Annotated in this window: 15 protein-coding genes and 1 pseudogene; 3 read left to right on the top strand and 13 right to left on the bottom strand. The window is 40.3% G+C overall.

The genetic code is table 11. From position 1 onward, the window contains the following. Positions 1 to 135 precede the first annotated feature (135 nt). Together metK and QM406_RS09415 are read right to left on the bottom strand one after the other, a co-directional pair. A complete protein-coding gene (gene metK / locus QM406_RS09420; protein WP_414274080.1) occupies positions 136 to 1326 on the bottom strand; it encodes a methionine adenosyltransferase in 1191 nt (396 codons plus the stop codon). Between the two features lie 239 nt (positions 1327 to 1565). Further along, the gene (locus QM406_RS09415; protein WP_414274079.1) at positions 1566 to 2264 is read right to left on the bottom strand and encodes a GntR family transcriptional regulator; all 699 of its coding nucleotides are present in this window, start codon (positions 2262 to 2264) and stop codon (positions 1566 to 1568) included. A 140-nt stretch (positions 2265 to 2404) separates the two neighbouring features. On the opposite strand from QM406_RS09415, the gene guaA reads away from it, so the two are divergent. Further along, positions 2405 to 3967, top strand: coding sequence for a glutamine-hydrolyzing GMP synthase (gene guaA, locus QM406_RS09410; protein WP_414274078.1), 1563 nt, complete (start codon positions 2405 to 2407; stop codon positions 3965 to 3967). 303 nt (positions 3968 to 4270) lie between these two features. On the opposite strand, the gene QM406_RS09405 is transcribed toward guaA, so the two are convergent. From QM406_RS09405 to rpsO, 6 genes are all read right to left on the bottom strand, one after another. Beyond that, the gene (locus tag QM406_RS09405; protein WP_414274077.1) at positions 4271 to 5614 is read right to left on the bottom strand and encodes a DEAD/DEAH box helicase; all 1344 of its coding nucleotides are present in this window, start codon (positions 5612 to 5614) and stop codon (positions 4271 to 4273) included. 156 nt (positions 5615 to 5770) lie between these two features. Then, positions 5771 to 6466, bottom strand: a complete 696-nt coding sequence (locus QM406_RS09400) for an alpha/beta hydrolase-fold protein (protein WP_414274076.1) — start codon at positions 6464 to 6466, stop codon at positions 5771 to 5773. Next, positions 6447 to 7457 (bottom strand): ABC transporter substrate-binding protein, encoded by a 1011-nt coding sequence (locus tag QM406_RS09395; protein ID WP_414274075.1) that lies wholly within the window; start codon positions 7455 to 7457, stop codon positions 6447 to 6449. The genes QM406_RS09400 and QM406_RS09395 overlap by 20 nt, the downstream gene beginning before the upstream one ends. A 22-nt stretch (positions 7458 to 7479) precedes the next feature. Continuing rightward, positions 7480 to 8235 (bottom strand): ABC transporter ATP-binding protein, encoded by a 756-nt coding sequence (locus QM406_RS09390; RefSeq protein ID WP_414274074.1) that lies wholly within the window; start codon positions 8233 to 8235, stop codon positions 7480 to 7482. Position 8236: 1 nt separating this feature from the next. Beyond that, the gene (locus QM406_RS09385; RefSeq protein ID WP_414274073.1) at positions 8237 to 9283 is read right to left on the bottom strand and encodes a FecCD family ABC transporter permease; all 1047 of its coding nucleotides are present in this window, start codon (positions 9281 to 9283) and stop codon (positions 8237 to 8239) included. 475 nt (positions 9284 to 9758) lie between these two features. Then, complete coding sequence (rpsO, locus tag QM406_RS09380) at positions 9759 to 10028, bottom strand: 30S ribosomal protein S15 (RefSeq protein WP_001018251.1); 270 nt, start codon at positions 10026 to 10028, stop codon at positions 9759 to 9761. Positions 10029 to 10233: 205 nt separating this feature from the next. On the opposite strand from rpsO, the gene QM406_RS09375 reads away from it, so the two are divergent. Together QM406_RS09375 and thrS are read left to right on the top strand one after the other, a co-directional pair. Then, positions 10234 to 10608, top strand: coding sequence for a hypothetical protein (locus QM406_RS09375; RefSeq protein WP_414274072.1), 375 nt, complete (start codon positions 10234 to 10236; stop codon positions 10606 to 10608). Positions 10609 to 10926: 318 nt separating this feature from the next. Then, on the top strand, positions 10927 to 12870 hold the full coding sequence (thrS, locus tag QM406_RS09370; RefSeq protein WP_414274071.1) for a threonine--tRNA ligase: 1944 nt from the start codon (positions 10927 to 10929) through the stop codon (positions 12868 to 12870). 243 nt (positions 12871 to 13113) lie between these two features. Here thrS and QM406_RS09365 read toward each other — a convergent pair whose 3' ends face one another. The 5 genes and pseudogenes from QM406_RS09365 to QM406_RS09345 form a co-directional block, all read right to left on the bottom strand. Continuing rightward, positions 13114 to 14163, bottom strand: a complete 1050-nt coding sequence (locus QM406_RS09365) for a DUF389 domain-containing protein (RefSeq protein WP_000126416.1) — start codon at positions 14161 to 14163, stop codon at positions 13114 to 13116. Next, positions 14160 to 14483 (bottom strand): potassium channel family protein, encoded by a 324-nt coding sequence (locus tag QM406_RS09360; RefSeq protein ID WP_001253404.1) that lies wholly within the window; start codon positions 14481 to 14483, stop codon positions 14160 to 14162. The genes QM406_RS09365 and QM406_RS09360 overlap by 4 nt, the downstream gene beginning before the upstream one ends. Before the next feature lie 279 nt (positions 14484 to 14762). Continuing rightward, positions 14763 to 15065: a TMEM175 family protein gene (locus tag QM406_RS09355; RefSeq protein ID WP_004240734.1), complete on the bottom strand. Its 303-nt coding sequence runs from the start codon at positions 15063 to 15065 to the stop codon at positions 14763 to 14765. A gap of 313 nt (positions 15066 to 15378) precedes the next feature. Beyond that, positions 15379 to 16428 (bottom strand): DUF389 domain-containing protein, encoded by a 1050-nt coding sequence (locus tag QM406_RS09350; RefSeq protein ID WP_414274070.1) that lies wholly within the window; start codon positions 16426 to 16428, stop codon positions 15379 to 15381. Between the two features lie 189 nt (positions 16429 to 16617). After that, positions 16618 to 16739, bottom strand: a pseudogene (locus QM406_RS09345) (IS630 family transposase); the annotation flags it as partial.

The following is a 16739-nucleotide window of genomic DNA, read 5'->3' as shown; positions in this document are numbered from 1 at the left end:
TTTTAGGAACTTTGACAACTTTAAGAAACGAATTTTCATCGCTCTTAATATAAAAATAGAGAGGACAACGATTGTCCTCTCCAGATGTTAGCTTTTTATTCAACCCACTACAGTTGACAGAGAGCCCTTTTTACTTTATTTAACTGCTTCTTTCAAGGCTTCTACCTTATCCAAGCGTTCCCATGGAAGGTCAATATCTGTACGTCCCATGTGTCCATAAGCCGCTGTTTGACGGTAGATTGGACGTTTAAGATCTAGCATTTGAATAATCCCTGCTGGACGAAGGTCAAAGATTTGACGCGCTGCTTTTTCAAGCTTGCTTTCCGCTACTGTTCCTGTACCGAAGGTATCGATACGAACAGATACAGGTTGAGCTACACCAATGGCATAAGCCAATTGAACTTCTGCTTTCTTAGCGAGACCTGCAGCAACTATGTTTTTTGCAATGTAGCGAGCTGCATAAGAAGCTGAACGATCAACCTTAGTCGCATCCTTACCAGAGAAGGCACCACCACCGTGACGTGAGTAACCACCATAAGTATCCACGATGATCTTACGACCAGTCAAACCTGAGTCTCCTTGAGGTCCTCCGATAACGAAACGACCTGTTGGATTGATGAAGAATTTAGTTTCGTCGTCAAGATAAGAAGCTGGAATCACTTCTTTAATAACCTTGTTAATCACATCTTCATGGATTTGGTCGTTGCTCACTTCTGGATCGTGTTGAGTTGAAATAACGACTGTATCCACGCGTACTGGCTGGTCATTTTCATCATATTCAACAGTAACTTGTGATTTAGCATCTGGACGAAGATAGCTAATTTCACCAGACTTACGAAGTTCTGCCAAACGACGAACCAACTTGTGGCTGAGTGAGATTGGCAATGGCATGAGTTCTTCAGTTTCATTAACCGCAAAACCAAACATGAGACCTTGGTCTCCAGCTCCAATCAAATCAAGTGGATCTTGATCTGCGTTTCCACGAACTTCCAAGGCTTCATTAACACCTTGGGCGATATCTGGAGATTGCTCTACCAATGATGGATGAACTCCTACTGTTTCAGCTGAGAATCCATACTCAGTGTTGGTATAGCCAATCTCTGCAATCGTATCACGTACCACACGGTTAATATCTACATAGGCATTGGTTGAAATTTCACCAAAAACATGAACTGAACCAGTATAAACAGCTGTTTCAGCAGCAACGTGGGCTTCTGGATCTTGCTCTAAAATAGCATCCAAGATAGCATCTGAAATTTGGTCTGCAATCTTATCTGGATGCCCCTCAGATACAGATTCAGACGTGAATAATTTACGTTCTGACATAAAAATGTCCCCCCTTAAAAAAATATTCGTTATAGAGTTACAAAGTACTGGTAGAGAATCGATAAACGATGTTCACTACCACCTTATCGGGACCATATAACCTAACTATTATAACACGAATCTTTGAAAAATACTCGTATGATTACTATTTTTCTTAATCGGAAAATGTTTTCTAATCTTAACAAAATAAAAACTCTTAAAGTGGATAGGATTCCTAACTTCAAGAGATTTCTTAAAAACTAATTATTTTCTAGATAAAACTCAAAACGTTCTCCGACGTATTGGCTCTTTACATACTCGAAAGCCGTACCATCATCAAAGTAAGAAACCTGAGTCAGTCCTAAAATAGCATGCCCCTTTTCTACTTCCAGATAATGAGCAATTTTTTCCTTGGCTAAGCGAGCATAAATAGTCTGGTGAGATTTACCAATCCGATAACCATGTTTCTGTAAGGTTTGAAAGAAATGCTTGGTTACTTCTTCTTTCTTGAAATTCTTGATAAATTTCTCAGGAATAGAAGCTACTTCATAGACAACCGGAACCTTATCTGCATAGCGAACACGTTCCATACGGATAATATTTTCAGTAGCCTTAATCCCTAATTTTTCAACTTCTTGCTCATTAGGGATCGTTCGACGATAGGAAATCAGATGACTCGATGGTGTTTTACCCTGAGCTTTTACAATCTCCGTAAAACTAGTTGTTCCACGCATTTTTTCCTGAACACGAGTACTAGAAACAAAGGTCCCACTACCCACACGACGCTCCAAAACCCCCTCCTCGACCAAAAGGGAGATGGCTTGACGCAGGGTCATACGACTAACTTCAAATTCCTCAGCTAAATCTCGCTCACTTGGAAGTCTTTCCCCAATTTTCCAACTTCCCTCATCAATGTCTTTCTTGATTTGGTCGTGGATTTTCATATAAGCTGGTAACATGCTTGCTCACTTCTTTTCTTTATTTTTTCCATTGTACCCTATCTCATGGGGAAAAGTCAAACCGCACTTGTTTGGTTGGTAATTCTAACCCTTTTATGATAGAATATTCAAGAAGATATTTCTTTGAAGAAAGGGAAAAGATGAGCAACATTTCAACTGATTTGCAAGATGTCGAAAAGATCATCGTACTGGACTATGGTAGCCAGTATAACCAACTTATCTCACGTCGTATCCGTGAGATTGGTGTCTTTTCAGAACTAAAAAGTCACAAGATTTCGGCTGACGAAGTCCGTGCTATCAATCCTATCGGGATTGTACTTTCAGGTGGTCCAAACTCTGTTTACGAAGAAGGATCATTCGATATTGATCCAAAGATTTTTGAACTTGGAATTCCGATTTTGGGAATCTGCTATGGTATGCAGCTATTAACTCACAAGCTTGGTGGTAAGGTTGTTCCTGCAGGCGATGCTGGTAACCGTGAATACGGTCAATCAACATTGACTCACACAGAATCAGCTCTTTTTGCGGGTACTCCAGATGAGCAACTGGTCTTGATGAGCCACGGTGATGCTGTTACAGAAATTCCTGCTGATTTTGTCCGTACTGGAACTTCTGCTGACTGTCCTTACGCATCTATCGAAAACCCAGACAAGAAAATTTACGGTATCCAATTCCACCCAGAGGTTCGCCACTCAGTTCACGGTTATGATATCCTCCGTAACTTTGCCTTGAATATCTGTGGTGCAAAAGGCGACTGGACAATGGATAACTTCATCGACATGCAAATCAAACAAATCCGTGAGAAAGTTGGAGACAAACGTGTTCTCCTCGGACTTTCTGGTGGTGTTGACTCTTCTGTCGTTGGGGTTCTTCTCCAAAAAGCCATCGGTGATCAATTGATCTGTATCTTTGTAGACCACGGTCTTCTTCGTAAAGGGGAAGCTGATCAAGTTATGGATATGCTTGGTGGTAAGTTTGGTCTCAATATCGTTAAAGCAGATGCTGCCAAACGTTTCCTTGATAAATTGGCCGGTGTGTCTGACCCTGAACAAAAACGGAAGATTATCGGTAATGAATTTGTTTATGTCTTTGATGATGAAGCAAGCAAGCTAAAAGATGTAAAATTCTTGGCTCAAGGAACACTTTACACAGACGTTATCGAGTCAGGTACGGATACTGCTCAAACCATCAAATCTCACCATAACGTGGGTGGACTTCCAGAAGACATGCAGTTCGAGCTTATCGAACCACTCAATACTCTTTACAAGGATGAGGTTCGTGCTCTCGGTACTGAGCTTGGCATGCCAGACCACATCGTATGGCGCCAACCATTCCCAGGTCCAGGTCTTGCGATCCGTGTTATGGGTGAAATCACAGAAGAAAAGCTTGAAACAGTTCGCGAATCAGACGCTATCCTTCGTGAAGAAATCGCTAAAGCTGGCCTTGACCGCGATATCTGGCAATACTTCACTGTTAACACTGGTGTTCGTTCAGTAGGTGTTATGGGAGATGGCCGTACTTATGACTATACGATTGCGATTCGTGCCATCACTTCTATCGATGGAATGACAGCCGACTTCGCTAAGATTCCTTGGGAAGTTCTCCAAAAAATCTCAGTACGTATCGTAAACGAAGTGGACCACGTTAACCGTATCGTCTACGATATTACAAGTAAACCACCTGCAACTGTTGAGTGGGAATAAAGTTAACAAACTTAAAAAAGCCCTAGAAACCAATGTTTCTTAGGCTTTTTATTTTACTTTGATAACATCTTAACAACTAAAAATCTTAATCTTCTCCCGCTGCTAAAAACTTTTAACAATTTTGGTACTTTCTTAATTGAACTTTATAGCATTCCTCTCACTACTCTGCTATTATCGAACAAGCCTGAACTACAGTAGGAAGTATTATCACACTCAATCTCACAGAACTAATCTTAATGTTAAGGAATATCCTTTTCATTGCTCAAAAAAACAGTAAAACCACTTGGTCCTACTGTTTCATTTTTAAAATGTCTGGCGTTTAGCTTTTCGCTCTGCACGTCCACGAGCACGACCTTCTGCTCGCTTGGCTTTACGACGTTTTTCATCGACAGCCCACTGGATTTTTTTCTTATATCCTGGTTTGACTTTTTTCTTTTTCTTTTTAACCAAGCCAATCATTTCGATGTCCAATTTTTCTTGTTTCTTCTCACGATTGGCACGACGATCGCGGTCATAGGTATCTTGGAATTCTCCGTCTTTAACCATCTTAGGCACAAACTTGATCCCTAGTTTCTCTAATTCACGAATATCTGAGTCGTCACTAGGCTGGTAAAGTGTAATGGCTGTACCAGGCAAACCATTACGTCCAGTTCGTCCAACACGGTGAACAAAGAAGGACAAGTCTTGTGGAATAGCATCATTGATAACATGGCTGACACCTTCAATATCAATCCCACGCGCAGCCAAGTCAGTCGCAACAATATACTCAAAATCAAGGTTCTTCACCTGATTCATGATACGTTTACGTTCACGAGGTGCAATATCTCCATGAATCTTAGCAACCTTCAAGCCTTGGGCTGTTAAATATGTATGCAATTCATCTGCACGAGTCTTAGTATTGACAAAAATCATGGCTAGATATGGCTGCATGACTTGAGTCAATTCATAAATCTGAGCATTCTTGTCACGACCCTTGGTCGAAATCAACCAGTTATCAATGGTGTCAGAGATAACTGTTTTGGTCTTGATTTTTTCCATAACTGGATTAGACAAGTATTTTTTCAAGAATGGTTGCAGTTTTTGCGGAATAGTCGCTGAGAAGACCATAAACTGCAAGTCTTTCGGAAGACTTCCTGCAATCTTATCAACTGTTTCCAAGAATCCCATATCCAAGGTCATGTCGGCTTCATCAACTACAAAAGTTTTAGCCTTGTGGATAGCAAGATCACCAGATTTTACCAAATCATAGATACGACCTGGTGTTCCAATGACGATATGGGGCTGGTTGCTTGCCAGTTTGTCAATCTGACGTGCCTTGTCCGTACCACCAACGTAGTTGACAACACGAATTTCAATTTCTGAGTGCCCTGCAATCTGGCGGGCTGCCTGGTAAATCTGAGTCGCCAACTCACGACTTGGAGCTGTGATAACGGCTTGCACACTGTCGCTTTCTTCATCCAACTGTTGGAAAATTGGAAGCAAGAAAGTATGAGTCTTTCCTGAACCTGTTTTTGATTCACCAACCAAGTCTCGACCAGCCAAGACAATAGGAATCAACTTTTCCTGCACCTCGGTAGGAGTCGTAAACTTCAACTCCTCCAAGGCCTCTTCTATATATTTTTTAAATTTAAATTTCGTAAATGACATAATATCCTCGATTCTATCTATCTACTCATTATACCACATTTTGATGCATTTCAGTTAAACTTTCGGTTTGGATAATCACTCCGAAATGTAAAAACATACCCGATTAAAGGCAAGAAAAATACTCTCTGTCCATCCTAAACAAAGAGTATTAGATTTTTACGTAAGATTCCACTCGTCTCTCAGCCAATCACAAAAATGTTGATAGCGTTGGTCGAGAGCTTCATGATGCCCATAAGCATCAAAGGTGGAATAAGCTGAGGGAACTTTCTCTGATATCAGATCATGTAGTCCCCTTGCAAAAACAGGAGCCTTAGACAGACGATTGGAATGATTGGCACCTTCTGTCTGACCATTTTGCAGATAAATCAGACTTTGGCTCTGTATCAAGTCATGTTCCCTACAATAGTCTATAAAGTCTGGATACCAGAAAGAACCACAGATAGAAAAGATACAGGTCGCAGGAAGATGGCTCCTATAGAGACTATAAACAGCTGCAAGACCGCCCAGTGAATAGCCACCATAAGCAATCCTGCTTTCATCTATCAAGTAGGATTTTTTTAGAGTTGTTAGAATCCCTTGAAAGACCTTTTGATTGTAGGCATCTACCTTTCCACCAAAATCTGGAGCCCCTTCTTTCAAAGAACTAGCTTTCCAAGGTGTAAAGTCATCCAGACGATTTTCTGGAATCAAGCCCGCCAAAATCACAGATTGGGATAGGTCTGATAAATAATCTAGTTCCCCATCATTTAAAAGCACAACTGGGTAGGCTTGTTGAGAGTCATAGTTTGAAGGAAGGCTGACTCTAACACGAATCCCTTCCCAGTTAAACTCCTTATTTCTTGATAAAGTCATTGATTTTTTCAAGTGAGTCAATCACTGCTGGACCGTAGTCCATCAACTCATCGTAAGAGATGGTCATGATTTTTTGGTTCTTGATTGCTGGGACATTTTCTAAAACAGCATTTGCCTTCATCAAATCCACTGCTTTTTCATCCAACTTTTGATTGCGGTCGCTGGTTACATAGATAATCAACTCTGGATCCATTGATACTAAGTTTTCCAAGGTCAAACCAGATGTTCCTGTTGCGACATTGGTATAACCAAGTTGGTTGAGCAAACTTTCTTGAAGGGCTGACTTGTAGGCACCAAAGGTTTCGTCATTGTAAGCAACCATAATCAGAGCTTTTTTCTTTTCACCCTGTGTTTCTGGATTGGCTTTTTTAACCGCATCGATTTTAGCTTGCAATTGCTCTGCGTATTGGTTTGCCTTGTCTTGAACATTGAAAATTGTACCAAGATTCTTCACGTCTTCTACGATATTTCCTAAATCCTGTTGGATAGTTGAAAGTGAGGCTTTTTGCGTATAAACAGGGATTTTATTTTCATTCCAAGCACTGATAGTTCCCATTGACTTTTCAGAGAACATCATGTTACGTCCCATCAAAGCGTCTGGTTCATAAGAAAGAACCGTTTCTTGTGAGACTGATTTTTTATCACCAATATGAGGGATGGCTTCAATTGCTTCCTTGTATTTACCAGTTACGGCATTATCAGGATTGAGCATGCCGGCAATTTTATCTTTCAAACCAAGTTCAAGCAGGATTTCAGTTGTTGAAAGATTGTTGGTGATGACCTTTTCAGGTGCCTTTTCAAAAACTTGTTCGACTTCATTTCCTTTGACATCATAAGTTTTGATGGTTACAGGATAGTTGGTTTCTGTAGTAGATTTTTGACTAGCTTCTGTTGTAGCTGGTGCACTTGATGTTTCTTTAGATGCGTTACCACAAGCTGCCAAAGATAAGGTTGCTACTGTTAGGAGCAAAATACTAAATGATTTTTTCATGTTTTGTTTTCCTTTTCATTTTTTATAAATAGTGAATCATGGCTTGCTGGTCTTCCGTCCAAGTAATCTTACTTTGAACGCCATAGACAGCCTGCAAAGACTCGGGTGTGATGGTCTCTTTTGGAGTCCCTTGGTAAACAATTTCTCCTTCTTTCATCAGATAGAGATAGTCTGAATAACGACAAGCCAGCTGAATATCGTGTAATACTGCTAGTACATTGATATTGAGATGTTTGACAATGGTTAACAAGTCTAGCTGGTACTTGATATCCAAATGATTGGTCGGTTCGTCTAAGAGCAGGAGAGTCGGTTCCTGGGCCAAGGCGCGTGCCAACAAAACCCGCTGCTTCTCTCCTCCTGACAAAGAAGAGTAGAGTCGATTTCTCTTTTCGAACATATCTACCTTAACCAGAGCATCCTCAACCAAGGCAAAGTCTTTTTCTTTTTCCTTTTGTAAGAAAGAGAGATGGGGTGTTCTGCCCAGCATGACAATTTCCTCAACCCTACAATCAAATTGTAACTGATTAAACTGCGTGACGACTGCCATCTGCTTTGCCGTTTCCTTGACGCTCATTTGTTCCAAGGGGTTTCCATTTAGAGAAATCAAGCCTTGATCAGGCTTTTCCTGTCGATAGAGGAGTTTCAGCAAGCTAGTTTTCCCACCTCCATTGGGTCCCAAAATGGTATGAAATTGCTTGCCCTCCAGTTTGAGCGAGACTCCTTTGAGAATCTTTTTTTCTCCGATTCCAAAGTGAATATCCTGGCACATTAAGTCCATATCAGATCTTCACCTCCCCTCGTCTACTTCCAACCATGTAGATAAAGAAAGGGGCACCTACTAGAGCTGTAAAAATCCCAATCGGCAGCTCAGCATTTTGAATCAAGACACGAGCAAGGACATCTGCCCAGATAACAAAGAGGGCGCCGAGCAAAGTAGCGATCGGAAAAAGTCTTCTGTAATTAGTACCAACCAAACTTCGTGCTAAATGAGGTGTGATGAGACCAACAAAACCAATAATCCCACAAGTCGATACCAAGATTGCTGTCATTATAGCCACAATCGTCACATAGAGATACCAGTAAAAACGTAGGGGAATCCCTAAGGTCAAAGCCGCCTCATCACCCATCATCATGGCATTAAAAACACGATATTGGGTAGAGAAAAATAAAAAAGCAATTCCCACGATTATAGTTGGCAAGGTTAAGTGAGCCCAGGAAGTCCCCGCTAAAGAACCCATGGTCCAAAACTTGATGGTCATGACACTATCAGCATTAGCGCCAATTGAGATAATAAAGTTTGAAAAAGCCAAAAATAGTGCATTCACAACTGTCCCTGATAAAATCAGGCTAGAAGTTGTCATCCTGCCTTGCATGGAAGCAATCAGAAGGACTGCAACTGTTGCCACAAGCGCTCCAAGGAAAGAGCCAAGACCAATCATGACCTTAAATCCGAGGATGATGCTCAAAGTCGCACCAAAGGTTGCCCCAGCAGAAATTCCTAACACATAGGGTTCTGCGATTGGATTATTGACCGTTGACTGCATGACGCTACCACACATGGAAAGGCCTGCACCAACTATCAAACCAAGAAAAACCCGTGGTAATCTCATATTCCAAACAATAGCAAGTGTCGACTTCGAAATGTCTCCTATGTCCAACGGAGCTCCCATCTTACTTAATATAATCCGATAGGTATCGCTCAAACTAATTTGAACAGACCCCATCGAAACAGCTAAAAACAGAGAGACTCCCAAAGCTCCGAGCAACAGAGATAGGAGAAAAACATATCGCAGGTTTTGATGGCTTCCAGAAAATTTGGAAAGCATGAAACCCTCCCCTAATCAAATATTAAAAATTTAGACAATTTTCATAAATAGTATACCACATTTCCAAGGCAGGAACAAGGCTAGAAAAATGCACAAAAAAACCCTCTGAAGTCAGAGAGCTGATTTGAGCTCGGGCTAAAATCCTAGTGAAACAAAAAAATCTCCCCCAAGGGAGACATAGCTGGTTTATTTTACCTTACAGTGCTAGGAACCGTAACCGAAGATTATACTTGAGTATATCGAGGCAAGATGACAAAAATAAAAAAGCCCTCTGATATCAGAGAGCGATTTGATCTCGGTCTAAAATACAGAAAAACAAAAAGACTACCCAATCGAGTAGCCTTATTTTCAAGATGTGCTCAATTGAACACGGCCTAAGCACTTGGCAAAAAAGATAAAATCTCCTAGAAACTGAAGTTTCTTCGTCAATTTTCCTATTTTTGCTTTGTGCTTTTGACGGCCTTTATATCTTGAATTAACGACGAAGTCCAAGAGAGTTGATCAACTCACGGTAACGGTTAACGTCGTTTTTACGCAAGTATGCAAGCAAGTTACGACGGCGACCGATTTTCTTCATCAATCCACGGTAAGTAGCGTGGTCTTTTTTGTGTTGTTTGATGTGTTCGTTAAGGTGGTTGATTTCCCAAGTAAGGACAGCAACTTGAACCTCTACTGAACCTGTATCACCTTCGTGACGTGCATATTGTGCGATGATTTCATTTTTTTTCTCTTTTGAGATTGCCATGATGTTTCTCCTTTTTATTTGGCTTCATCCGAGTGACAGGTTGGCATGCCTGTAACCAAGAAGAAGTTATTTGTCTTTACGACATTTCTTATTCTACCAAGAACTAAGTTCTTTGTCAACTGATTTACTATTCTTACCGCAAAAGTGCTATAATAGTTATAGGAAGGATATCTAAGTTGACATCTTGAAAAGAGAGGTGATTACCATGCGTAAATTCTCGCAATATCTCCCCTACTATCTGGTCATATTTTTCTTTTATTGGCCACTTTATGAGCTGTTATTATGGACTATTACTGAAAACTATATCTTGAAGGAGCTCACCATCGGCAACGTTATTATCTTCTCTCCACTGGTGACTTTCATAGTATCACTATTCTACTCTTATCGTTTCAAGTTCTCAGTTTGGTGGTTAATTGGAGTTGGCTTGCTCTTTTGCTTTACCATCATTACTTTCGGAGAATTTATCCTTCTCTACTTCCTAGCCTATGAAATCTTTGCCCTCGCGGGTATGGCTGTCGGGGTCGCTATTAAGAATCTAGTACAAAAACTGAAAAGGAAAAAACTTTCACAAAAACCTTGAAAAATCTCACAATCATGCTATAATAATGCATAGAGACAAGTCACTTAGCCCCTTTCTACCAGAGAGTGCGTGGTTGCTGAGAACGCATAGGAAGACTATACTGATACTACTCTATTGACTTTTATGCAAACATAAAACGGTGGCCACGTTAGAGCCAATCAGAGGTGTCCCTCTTTTTTGAGGAACATAAATGAAGGTGGAACCACGTTGCGACGTCCTTTTTAGGATGTCGCTTTTTGTTTTTCTTGATTTAAGACTGCAAAATAGGGAAACACTTCTGCTATAGAAATAATTGATAACTAATATAAGGAGAAAATCATGATTCAAATTACTTTCCCAGATGGCGCTGTTCGTGAATTCGAATCTGGCGTTACAACTTTTGAAATTGCTCAATCCATCAGCAATTCTCTAGCTAAAAAAGCTCTTGCTGGTAAATTTAACGGCAAACTCATCGACACTACTCGTGCTATTACTGAAGACGGAAGCATCGAAATCGTGACACCAGATCACGAAGATGCATTGGATATCTTGCGTCACTCAGCAGCCCACTTGTTCGCTCAAGCCGCTCGTCGCCTTTTCCCAGACATTCACTTGGGTGTTGGTCCAGCTATCGAAGATGGTTTCTACTACGATACTGATAACCAAGCTGGTCAAATCTCTAACGAAGATCTTCCTCGTATCGAAGAAGAAATGCAAAAAATCGTTAAAGAAAACTTCCCATCAATCCGTGAAGAAGTGACAAAAGATGAAGCCCGTGAAATCTTCAAAAACGACCCTTACAAGCTTGAATTAATTGAAGAGCACTCAGAAGACGAGGGTGGCTTGACCATCTACCGTCAAGGTGAGTATGTAGACCTTTGCCGTGGCCCACACGTCCCATCAACAGGCCGTATCCAAATCTTCCACCTTCTCCATGTAGCTGGTGCCTACTGGCGTGGAAATAGCGACAACGCCATGATGCAACGGATCTATGGTACAGCTTGGTTCGACAAGAAAGACTTGAAAAACTACCTTCAAATGCGTGAAGAAGCCAAAGAACGTGACCACCGTAAACTTGGTAAAGAGCTTGATCTATTTATGATTTCTCAAGAGGTTGGTCAAGGGCTTCCATTCTGGTTGCCAAATGGGGCGACTATCCGTCGTGAGTTGGAACGCTACATCGTCGACAAGGAGTTAGCTTCTGGCTATCAACACGTTTACACTCCACCACTTGCTTCTGTAGAGCTTTATAAGACTTCTGGTCACTGGGATCACTACCAAGAAGACATGTTCCCAACTATGGACATGGGGGACGGTGAAGAATTTGTCCTTCGTCCAATGAACTGCCCACACCACATCCAAGTCTTCAAGCACCATGTTCACTCATACCGTGAATTGCCAATCCGTATCGCTGAAATCGGGATGATGCACCGTTACGAAAAATCTGGTGCCCTAACAGGCCTTCAACGTGTGCGTGAAATGTCTCTCAACGACGGTCACCTCTTTGTAACTCCTGAACAAATCCAAGAAGAATTCCAACGTGCTCTTCAGTTGATTATCGATGTTTATGAAGACTTCAACTTGACTGAATACCGCTTCCGCCTCTCTCTTCGTGACCCTCAAGATACTCACAAGTACTTTGACAACGATGAGATGTGGGAAAATGCTCAAACCATGCTTCGTGCAGCCCTTGATGAAATGGGCGTGGACTACTTTGAAGCCGAAGGTGAAGCAGCCTTCTACGGACCAAAATTGGATATTCAAGTTAAGACCGCTCTTGGAAAAGAAGAAACTCTTTCTACTATCCAACTTGACTTCTTGCTTCCAGAACGCTTCGACCTTAAATATATCGGAGCTGATGGTGAAGAGCACCGTCCAGTTATGATCCACCGTGGAGTTATCTCAACTATGGAACGCTTCACAGCTATCTTGATTGAGAACTACAAGGGTGCCTTCCCAACATGGCTAGCACCTCACCAAGTAACTCTCATCCCAGTATCTAACGAAAAACACGTGGACTACGCATGGGAAGTAGCTAAAAAACTCCGTGACCGTGGTGTCCGTGCAGATGTAGATGAGCGCAATGAAAAAATGCAGTTCAAGATCCGTGCGTCACAAACAAGCAAGATTCCTTACCAATTGATCGTTGGGGACAAGGAAATGGAAGACGGAACTGTTAACGTTCGTCGCTATGGCCAAAAAGAAACACAAACTGTCTCAGTTGATGACTTTGTTCAAGCTATCCTAGCTGATATCGCCAACAAATCACGCGTTGAGAAATAAGAGATAAAATCCTAGCTACCTAAAAAGCAACAACTATTTCAGCTGTTGCTTTTTATATTTTTACTCAATGAAAATCAAAAAGCAAACTAGGAAGCTAGCCGCAAGCTGTACTTGAGTACGGTAAGGCGACGCTGACGTGGTTTGAATTTGATTTTCGAAGAGTATTATTTAATCCGAGCTAGTAGTGATTGACCAAACCACCACACAAGATTTACTTTCATGAGTTAGATAAAGTCAGTATCCTCAATCCTTGTCTGCTTCATTTTCTTTTACGAGATCGTTTTGTGAATCTTTTTCAGAGAGTTTTTGATCAATATACTTGTCAATGTTTTCATAAAATTCCTTGGTCGCTTCACTATCTAATGTTGGCGAGTTCTGAACTTGATTCACTTTCAATTGAACAGATTGAATACCGTAAGAGGCTTGTTTTTGGTGGAGTGTTTCTAATTCTTCTTCTGAAATCGGATCTCCAACAACCGTCAAGACCAATTCATTGTTACTTGACTTGTAGACTTGATTAATAACCGTATAATTGGCGAACTCTTTTCCTACAAACTGTTTGATCCCTTCTTTGCGCGCTTGTTCTATTGTCAGAGTAACTGCCGAATAGCTAGCTGGAAGAATCAACAATACAATCAAAGAAATCAAGCCAATTCTCATTTTAATGCTCAGCTCTTTAAATGAAGTTAAAGGAGATTTTCTCATCAAAATTCTTGTTCCAACAATGTTGGCTAGCATGATAAAGACACAGTTGATCAAGAAAAGATAGAGAGCCCCCAATAAAAATCGTACATTCCCATTAGCTAAACCATAGCCAGCAGTACAGATAGGCGGCATCAAAGCTGTAGCAATGGCTACTCCTGGCACGATATTGTTTGCTTCTTTTTTCCTTGAACCGATCACACCAGCAATCCCACCAGCAATAGCAATGAGAACATCCCAAATGGTTGGAGAGGTTCGTGCGATCAACTCGCTACTTGCATAAGACAAGGGAGAAATCCAGAAATACAGAGTCGAGACAAGCAAACTGACCAACACTTGAGTCAATAAAACCTCTAGAGATTGCTTGATTAAACGCGTATCAAAAATAGCTAAACCGAATCCCAGTCCAACAATCGGTGTCATGAGAGGTGAAATTAACATGGCTCCAATAATAACAGCTGTTGAATTCATATTTAGACCGATAGAGGCAATAAAAATTGCACACATCAAAATCGCTGTATCTCTCAATCGAACATGAAGGTCATCGTATAATTTCTCACGGTATTCCCGTGTTGAATAATTGGCAGTCATTTGTCCTCTCCTCTTTCCTTATTTAAATCGGTATAATAATTAATAATAACAGCTGATAAACAGCCAAAAAATATGAGCCCATAAATCGTCAAGAAGACACTGGTAATCCTTCCAATCAAGGTCACAGCTAGGAGATCCCCGTAGCCGACAGTCGTCGAAGTCACAAAAGCATACCAAAGACCGTCTCCGTAATTTGTGATAGCAGGTTCAACTAGGAAAAGCACGCCTCCTGACCCAAAAACAAAGGTCACAAAACTCAGAGCAAACCGAGTAAAACCCGTAACCTGTATAATATGCCATAACATTTTTAAACGTCTCATTTGTTCTCCTTATTCATACTAGCTCCTGACCGAGCCGTTTTTTCCAATAATCAAAGTGAAGATAGGACATGATCTCCATCAGAGAAAGATAGACAAACTGATAGATCTGATTTAAGCTGATTATCAACTGATATTGTTTGAAAAATGACTGGAAGAAAGACCAGATATGACTGTCTTGAATCAGTCCCTTCTTAACATCAGACAGGATATTAGCTAAAGCTCCCAAGGACTGAAACGGTAAATCCTTGACATTTATATAGATCCGGTCCACCACATCATTCAGACTGGTATCTTGGATGGCATGAAATTCTCCAAAGAGAACTCCTGCCGCTCCAAGAGTAGAAACAAATTCCACCAAATAATTTCTGAGGAAATTTTCTCAACCTTTTCCCATAATGTGTTTAGTGCCATCCATAACGATCCCAACCAGAAAAAGGAAAGAAAACAAGCAAAGAAATTTTGCCGTAAATCCCAAAAAGCTTCAAGACTTGGTGTTGTTGGTTTTTCTAACTCTAAAATCAAGATGGTCATAATAATTGCTAGAACAGCATCTGTCAATACAATTAATCTGTCTTTCTTCATCGGATTGCATCCCCTTTCTTTTTTGTAACATTCTATCTTATCGCATAATATTGGATATTCTTTCATAATCCGACTACAAACAAAAATAAACCAAAAAGTCTGTCCCTATTATGCTATATTTAACTCTAGAAGTATTCATCCATCTAATTAATAAATATATCATATTTCACAATAAATGAATACTATCAAAGATTCATCCCCTTTCACTTCATCATTTAGTGTTGCTTAGATTTATCAAAAACAACCTGCTATAAGTAAGAAAGAGGAAGATACAAGAAAAACACGGCGTAAAAACCGATTCAGTTCATTGTCCTCAATCCTTGTCTGCTTCATTTTCTTTTACGAGATCTTTTTGTGAATCCTTTTCAGAGAGTTTTTGATCGATATACTTGTTAATGGTTTCATAAAATTCCTTGGTCGAATCACTGTCTAATTTTGTCGAATTATGAACTTGATTGACTTTCAATTGAACAGATTGAATACCGTAAGAGGCTTGTTTTTGGTGGAGCGTTTCTAATTCTTCTTCTGAAATCGGATCTCCAACAACCGTCAAGACCAACTCATTGTTTCTTGATTTGTAGACTTGATTAATGACCGTGTGATTGGCGAACTCTTTTCCTACAAACTGTTTGATTCCTTCTTTTCGCGCTTGATCTATCGTCAAAGTAATTGCTGAATAACTAGCCGGAAGAATCAATAATACAATCAAGGATATCAACCCAATTCTCATTTTAATGTTTAGCTCTTTAAATGAACTTAAGGGAGATTTTCTCATCATAATTCTTGTTCCAACAATGTTGATTAGCATGATAAAGACACAGTTGATCAAGAAAAGATAAAGAGCTCCAAATAAAAATCGTACATTTCCATTAGCTAAACCGTAACCTGCAGTGCAGATAGGTGGCATCAGAGCTGTTGCAATGGCTACTCCTGGTACGATATTGTTTGCTTCTTTTTTCCTTGAACCAATGAAACCTGCTATCCCACCAGCAATAGCAATGAGAACATCCCAAATGGTTGGAGAGGTTCGTGCAATCAACTCGCTACTTGCATAAGATAAGGGAGAAATCCAGAAATACAGAGTCGATACAAGCAAACTGACCAATACTTGAGTAAATAAAACCTCTAGAGATTGCTTGATTAAACGCGTATCAAAAATAGCTAAACCAAACCCCAGTCCAACAATCGGTGTCATAAGAGGGGAAATCAGCATAGCTCCAATAATGACAGCTGTTGAATTCATATTTAGACCTATCGAGGCAATAAAAATCGCACACATCAAAATCACTGTATCTCTTAATCGAACATGAAGGTCATCATATAGTTTCTCGCGGAATTCACGTGTTGAATAGTTTCCGGACATTGGTTACTCCTTTTATTTCATATAATCTTGTTTCTGCATGGATGATGGTAGAGAGACTTCTGTCCAAACTGACATGTTTTTAATTCTTACCTGTGATTCTTTTGAACATTATCTTTTAAATATCCATCAGTCCATCCTACATATTATATCAAAAATTTTACAGTCTTTCTCTGAAGAAATCAATTATAGTCAATTGAAACAAGAACAAGACAAAAAAGCCTCGAAAAAAGTACTACAACTTGGCAATACCTTTTTGAGATGCTTTTTGATATGGGCCCATGTTTTCTCAATAGGATTGTACTCAGGTGAGT

This window comes from Streptococcus infantis, assembly GCF_047465035.1.
In the GTDB taxonomy this organism is placed as follows: domain Bacteria; phylum Bacillota; class Bacilli; order Lactobacillales; family Streptococcaceae; genus Streptococcus; species Streptococcus infantis_T.
Note: the sequence above shows the minus strand (reverse complement) of the source record. Positions and strands in the feature narration are given on the sequence as shown.

Bases quoted from the DNA above. Each gene is read 5' to 3' on its own strand.
- QM406_RS09365 (WP_000126416.1), bottom strand. From the start codon at position 14,163: ATGACTGCCAATTATTCAACACGGGAATACCGTGAGAAATTATACGAT.
- QM406_RS09385 (WP_414274073.1), bottom strand. From the start codon at position 9,283: ATGCTTTCCAAATTTTCTGGAAGCCATCAAAACCTGCGATATGTTTTT.
- thrS (WP_414274071.1), top strand. From the start codon at position 10,927: ATGATTCAAATTACTTTCCCAGATGGCGCTGTTCGTGAATTCGAATCT.
- QM406_RS09405 (WP_414274077.1), bottom strand. From the start codon at position 5,614: ATGTCATTTACGAAATTTAAATTTAAAAAATATATAGAAGAGGCCTTG.
- rpsO (WP_001018251.1), bottom strand. From the start codon at position 10,028: ATGGCAATCTCAAAAGAGAAAAAAAATGAAATCATCGCACAATATGCA.
- QM406_RS09415 (WP_414274079.1), bottom strand. From the start codon at position 2,264: ATGTTACCAGCTTATATGAAAATCCACGACCAAATCAAGAAAGACATT.
- guaA (WP_414274078.1), top strand. From the start codon at position 2,405: ATGAGCAACATTTCAACTGATTTGCAAGATGTCGAAAAGATCATCGTA.
- QM406_RS09375 (WP_414274072.1), top strand. From the start codon at position 10,234: ATGCGTAAATTCTCGCAATATCTCCCCTACTATCTGGTCATATTTTTC.
- QM406_RS09360 (WP_001253404.1), bottom strand. From the start codon at position 14,483: ATGAGACGTTTAAAAATGTTATGGCATATTATACAGGTTACGGGTTTT.
- QM406_RS09350 (WP_414274070.1), bottom strand. From the start codon at position 16,428: ATGTCCGGAAACTATTCAACACGTGAATTCCGCGAGAAACTATATGAT.
- QM406_RS09395 (WP_414274075.1), bottom strand. From the start codon at position 7,457: ATGAAAAAATCATTTAGTATTTTGCTCCTAACAGTAGCAACCTTATCT.
- QM406_RS09355 (WP_004240734.1), bottom strand. From the start codon at position 15,065: ATGAAGAAAGACAGATTAATTGTATTGACAGATGCTGTTCTAGCAATT.
- QM406_RS09390 (WP_414274074.1), bottom strand. From the start codon at position 8,235: ATGGACTTAATGTGCCAGGATATTCACTTTGGAATCGGAGAAAAAAAG.
- QM406_RS09400 (WP_414274076.1), bottom strand. From the start codon at position 6,466: ATGACTTTATCAAGAAATAAGGAGTTTAACTGGGAAGGGATTCGTGTT.
- metK (WP_414274080.1), bottom strand. From the start codon at position 1,326: ATGTCAGAACGTAAATTATTCACGTCTGAATCTGTATCTGAGGGGCAT.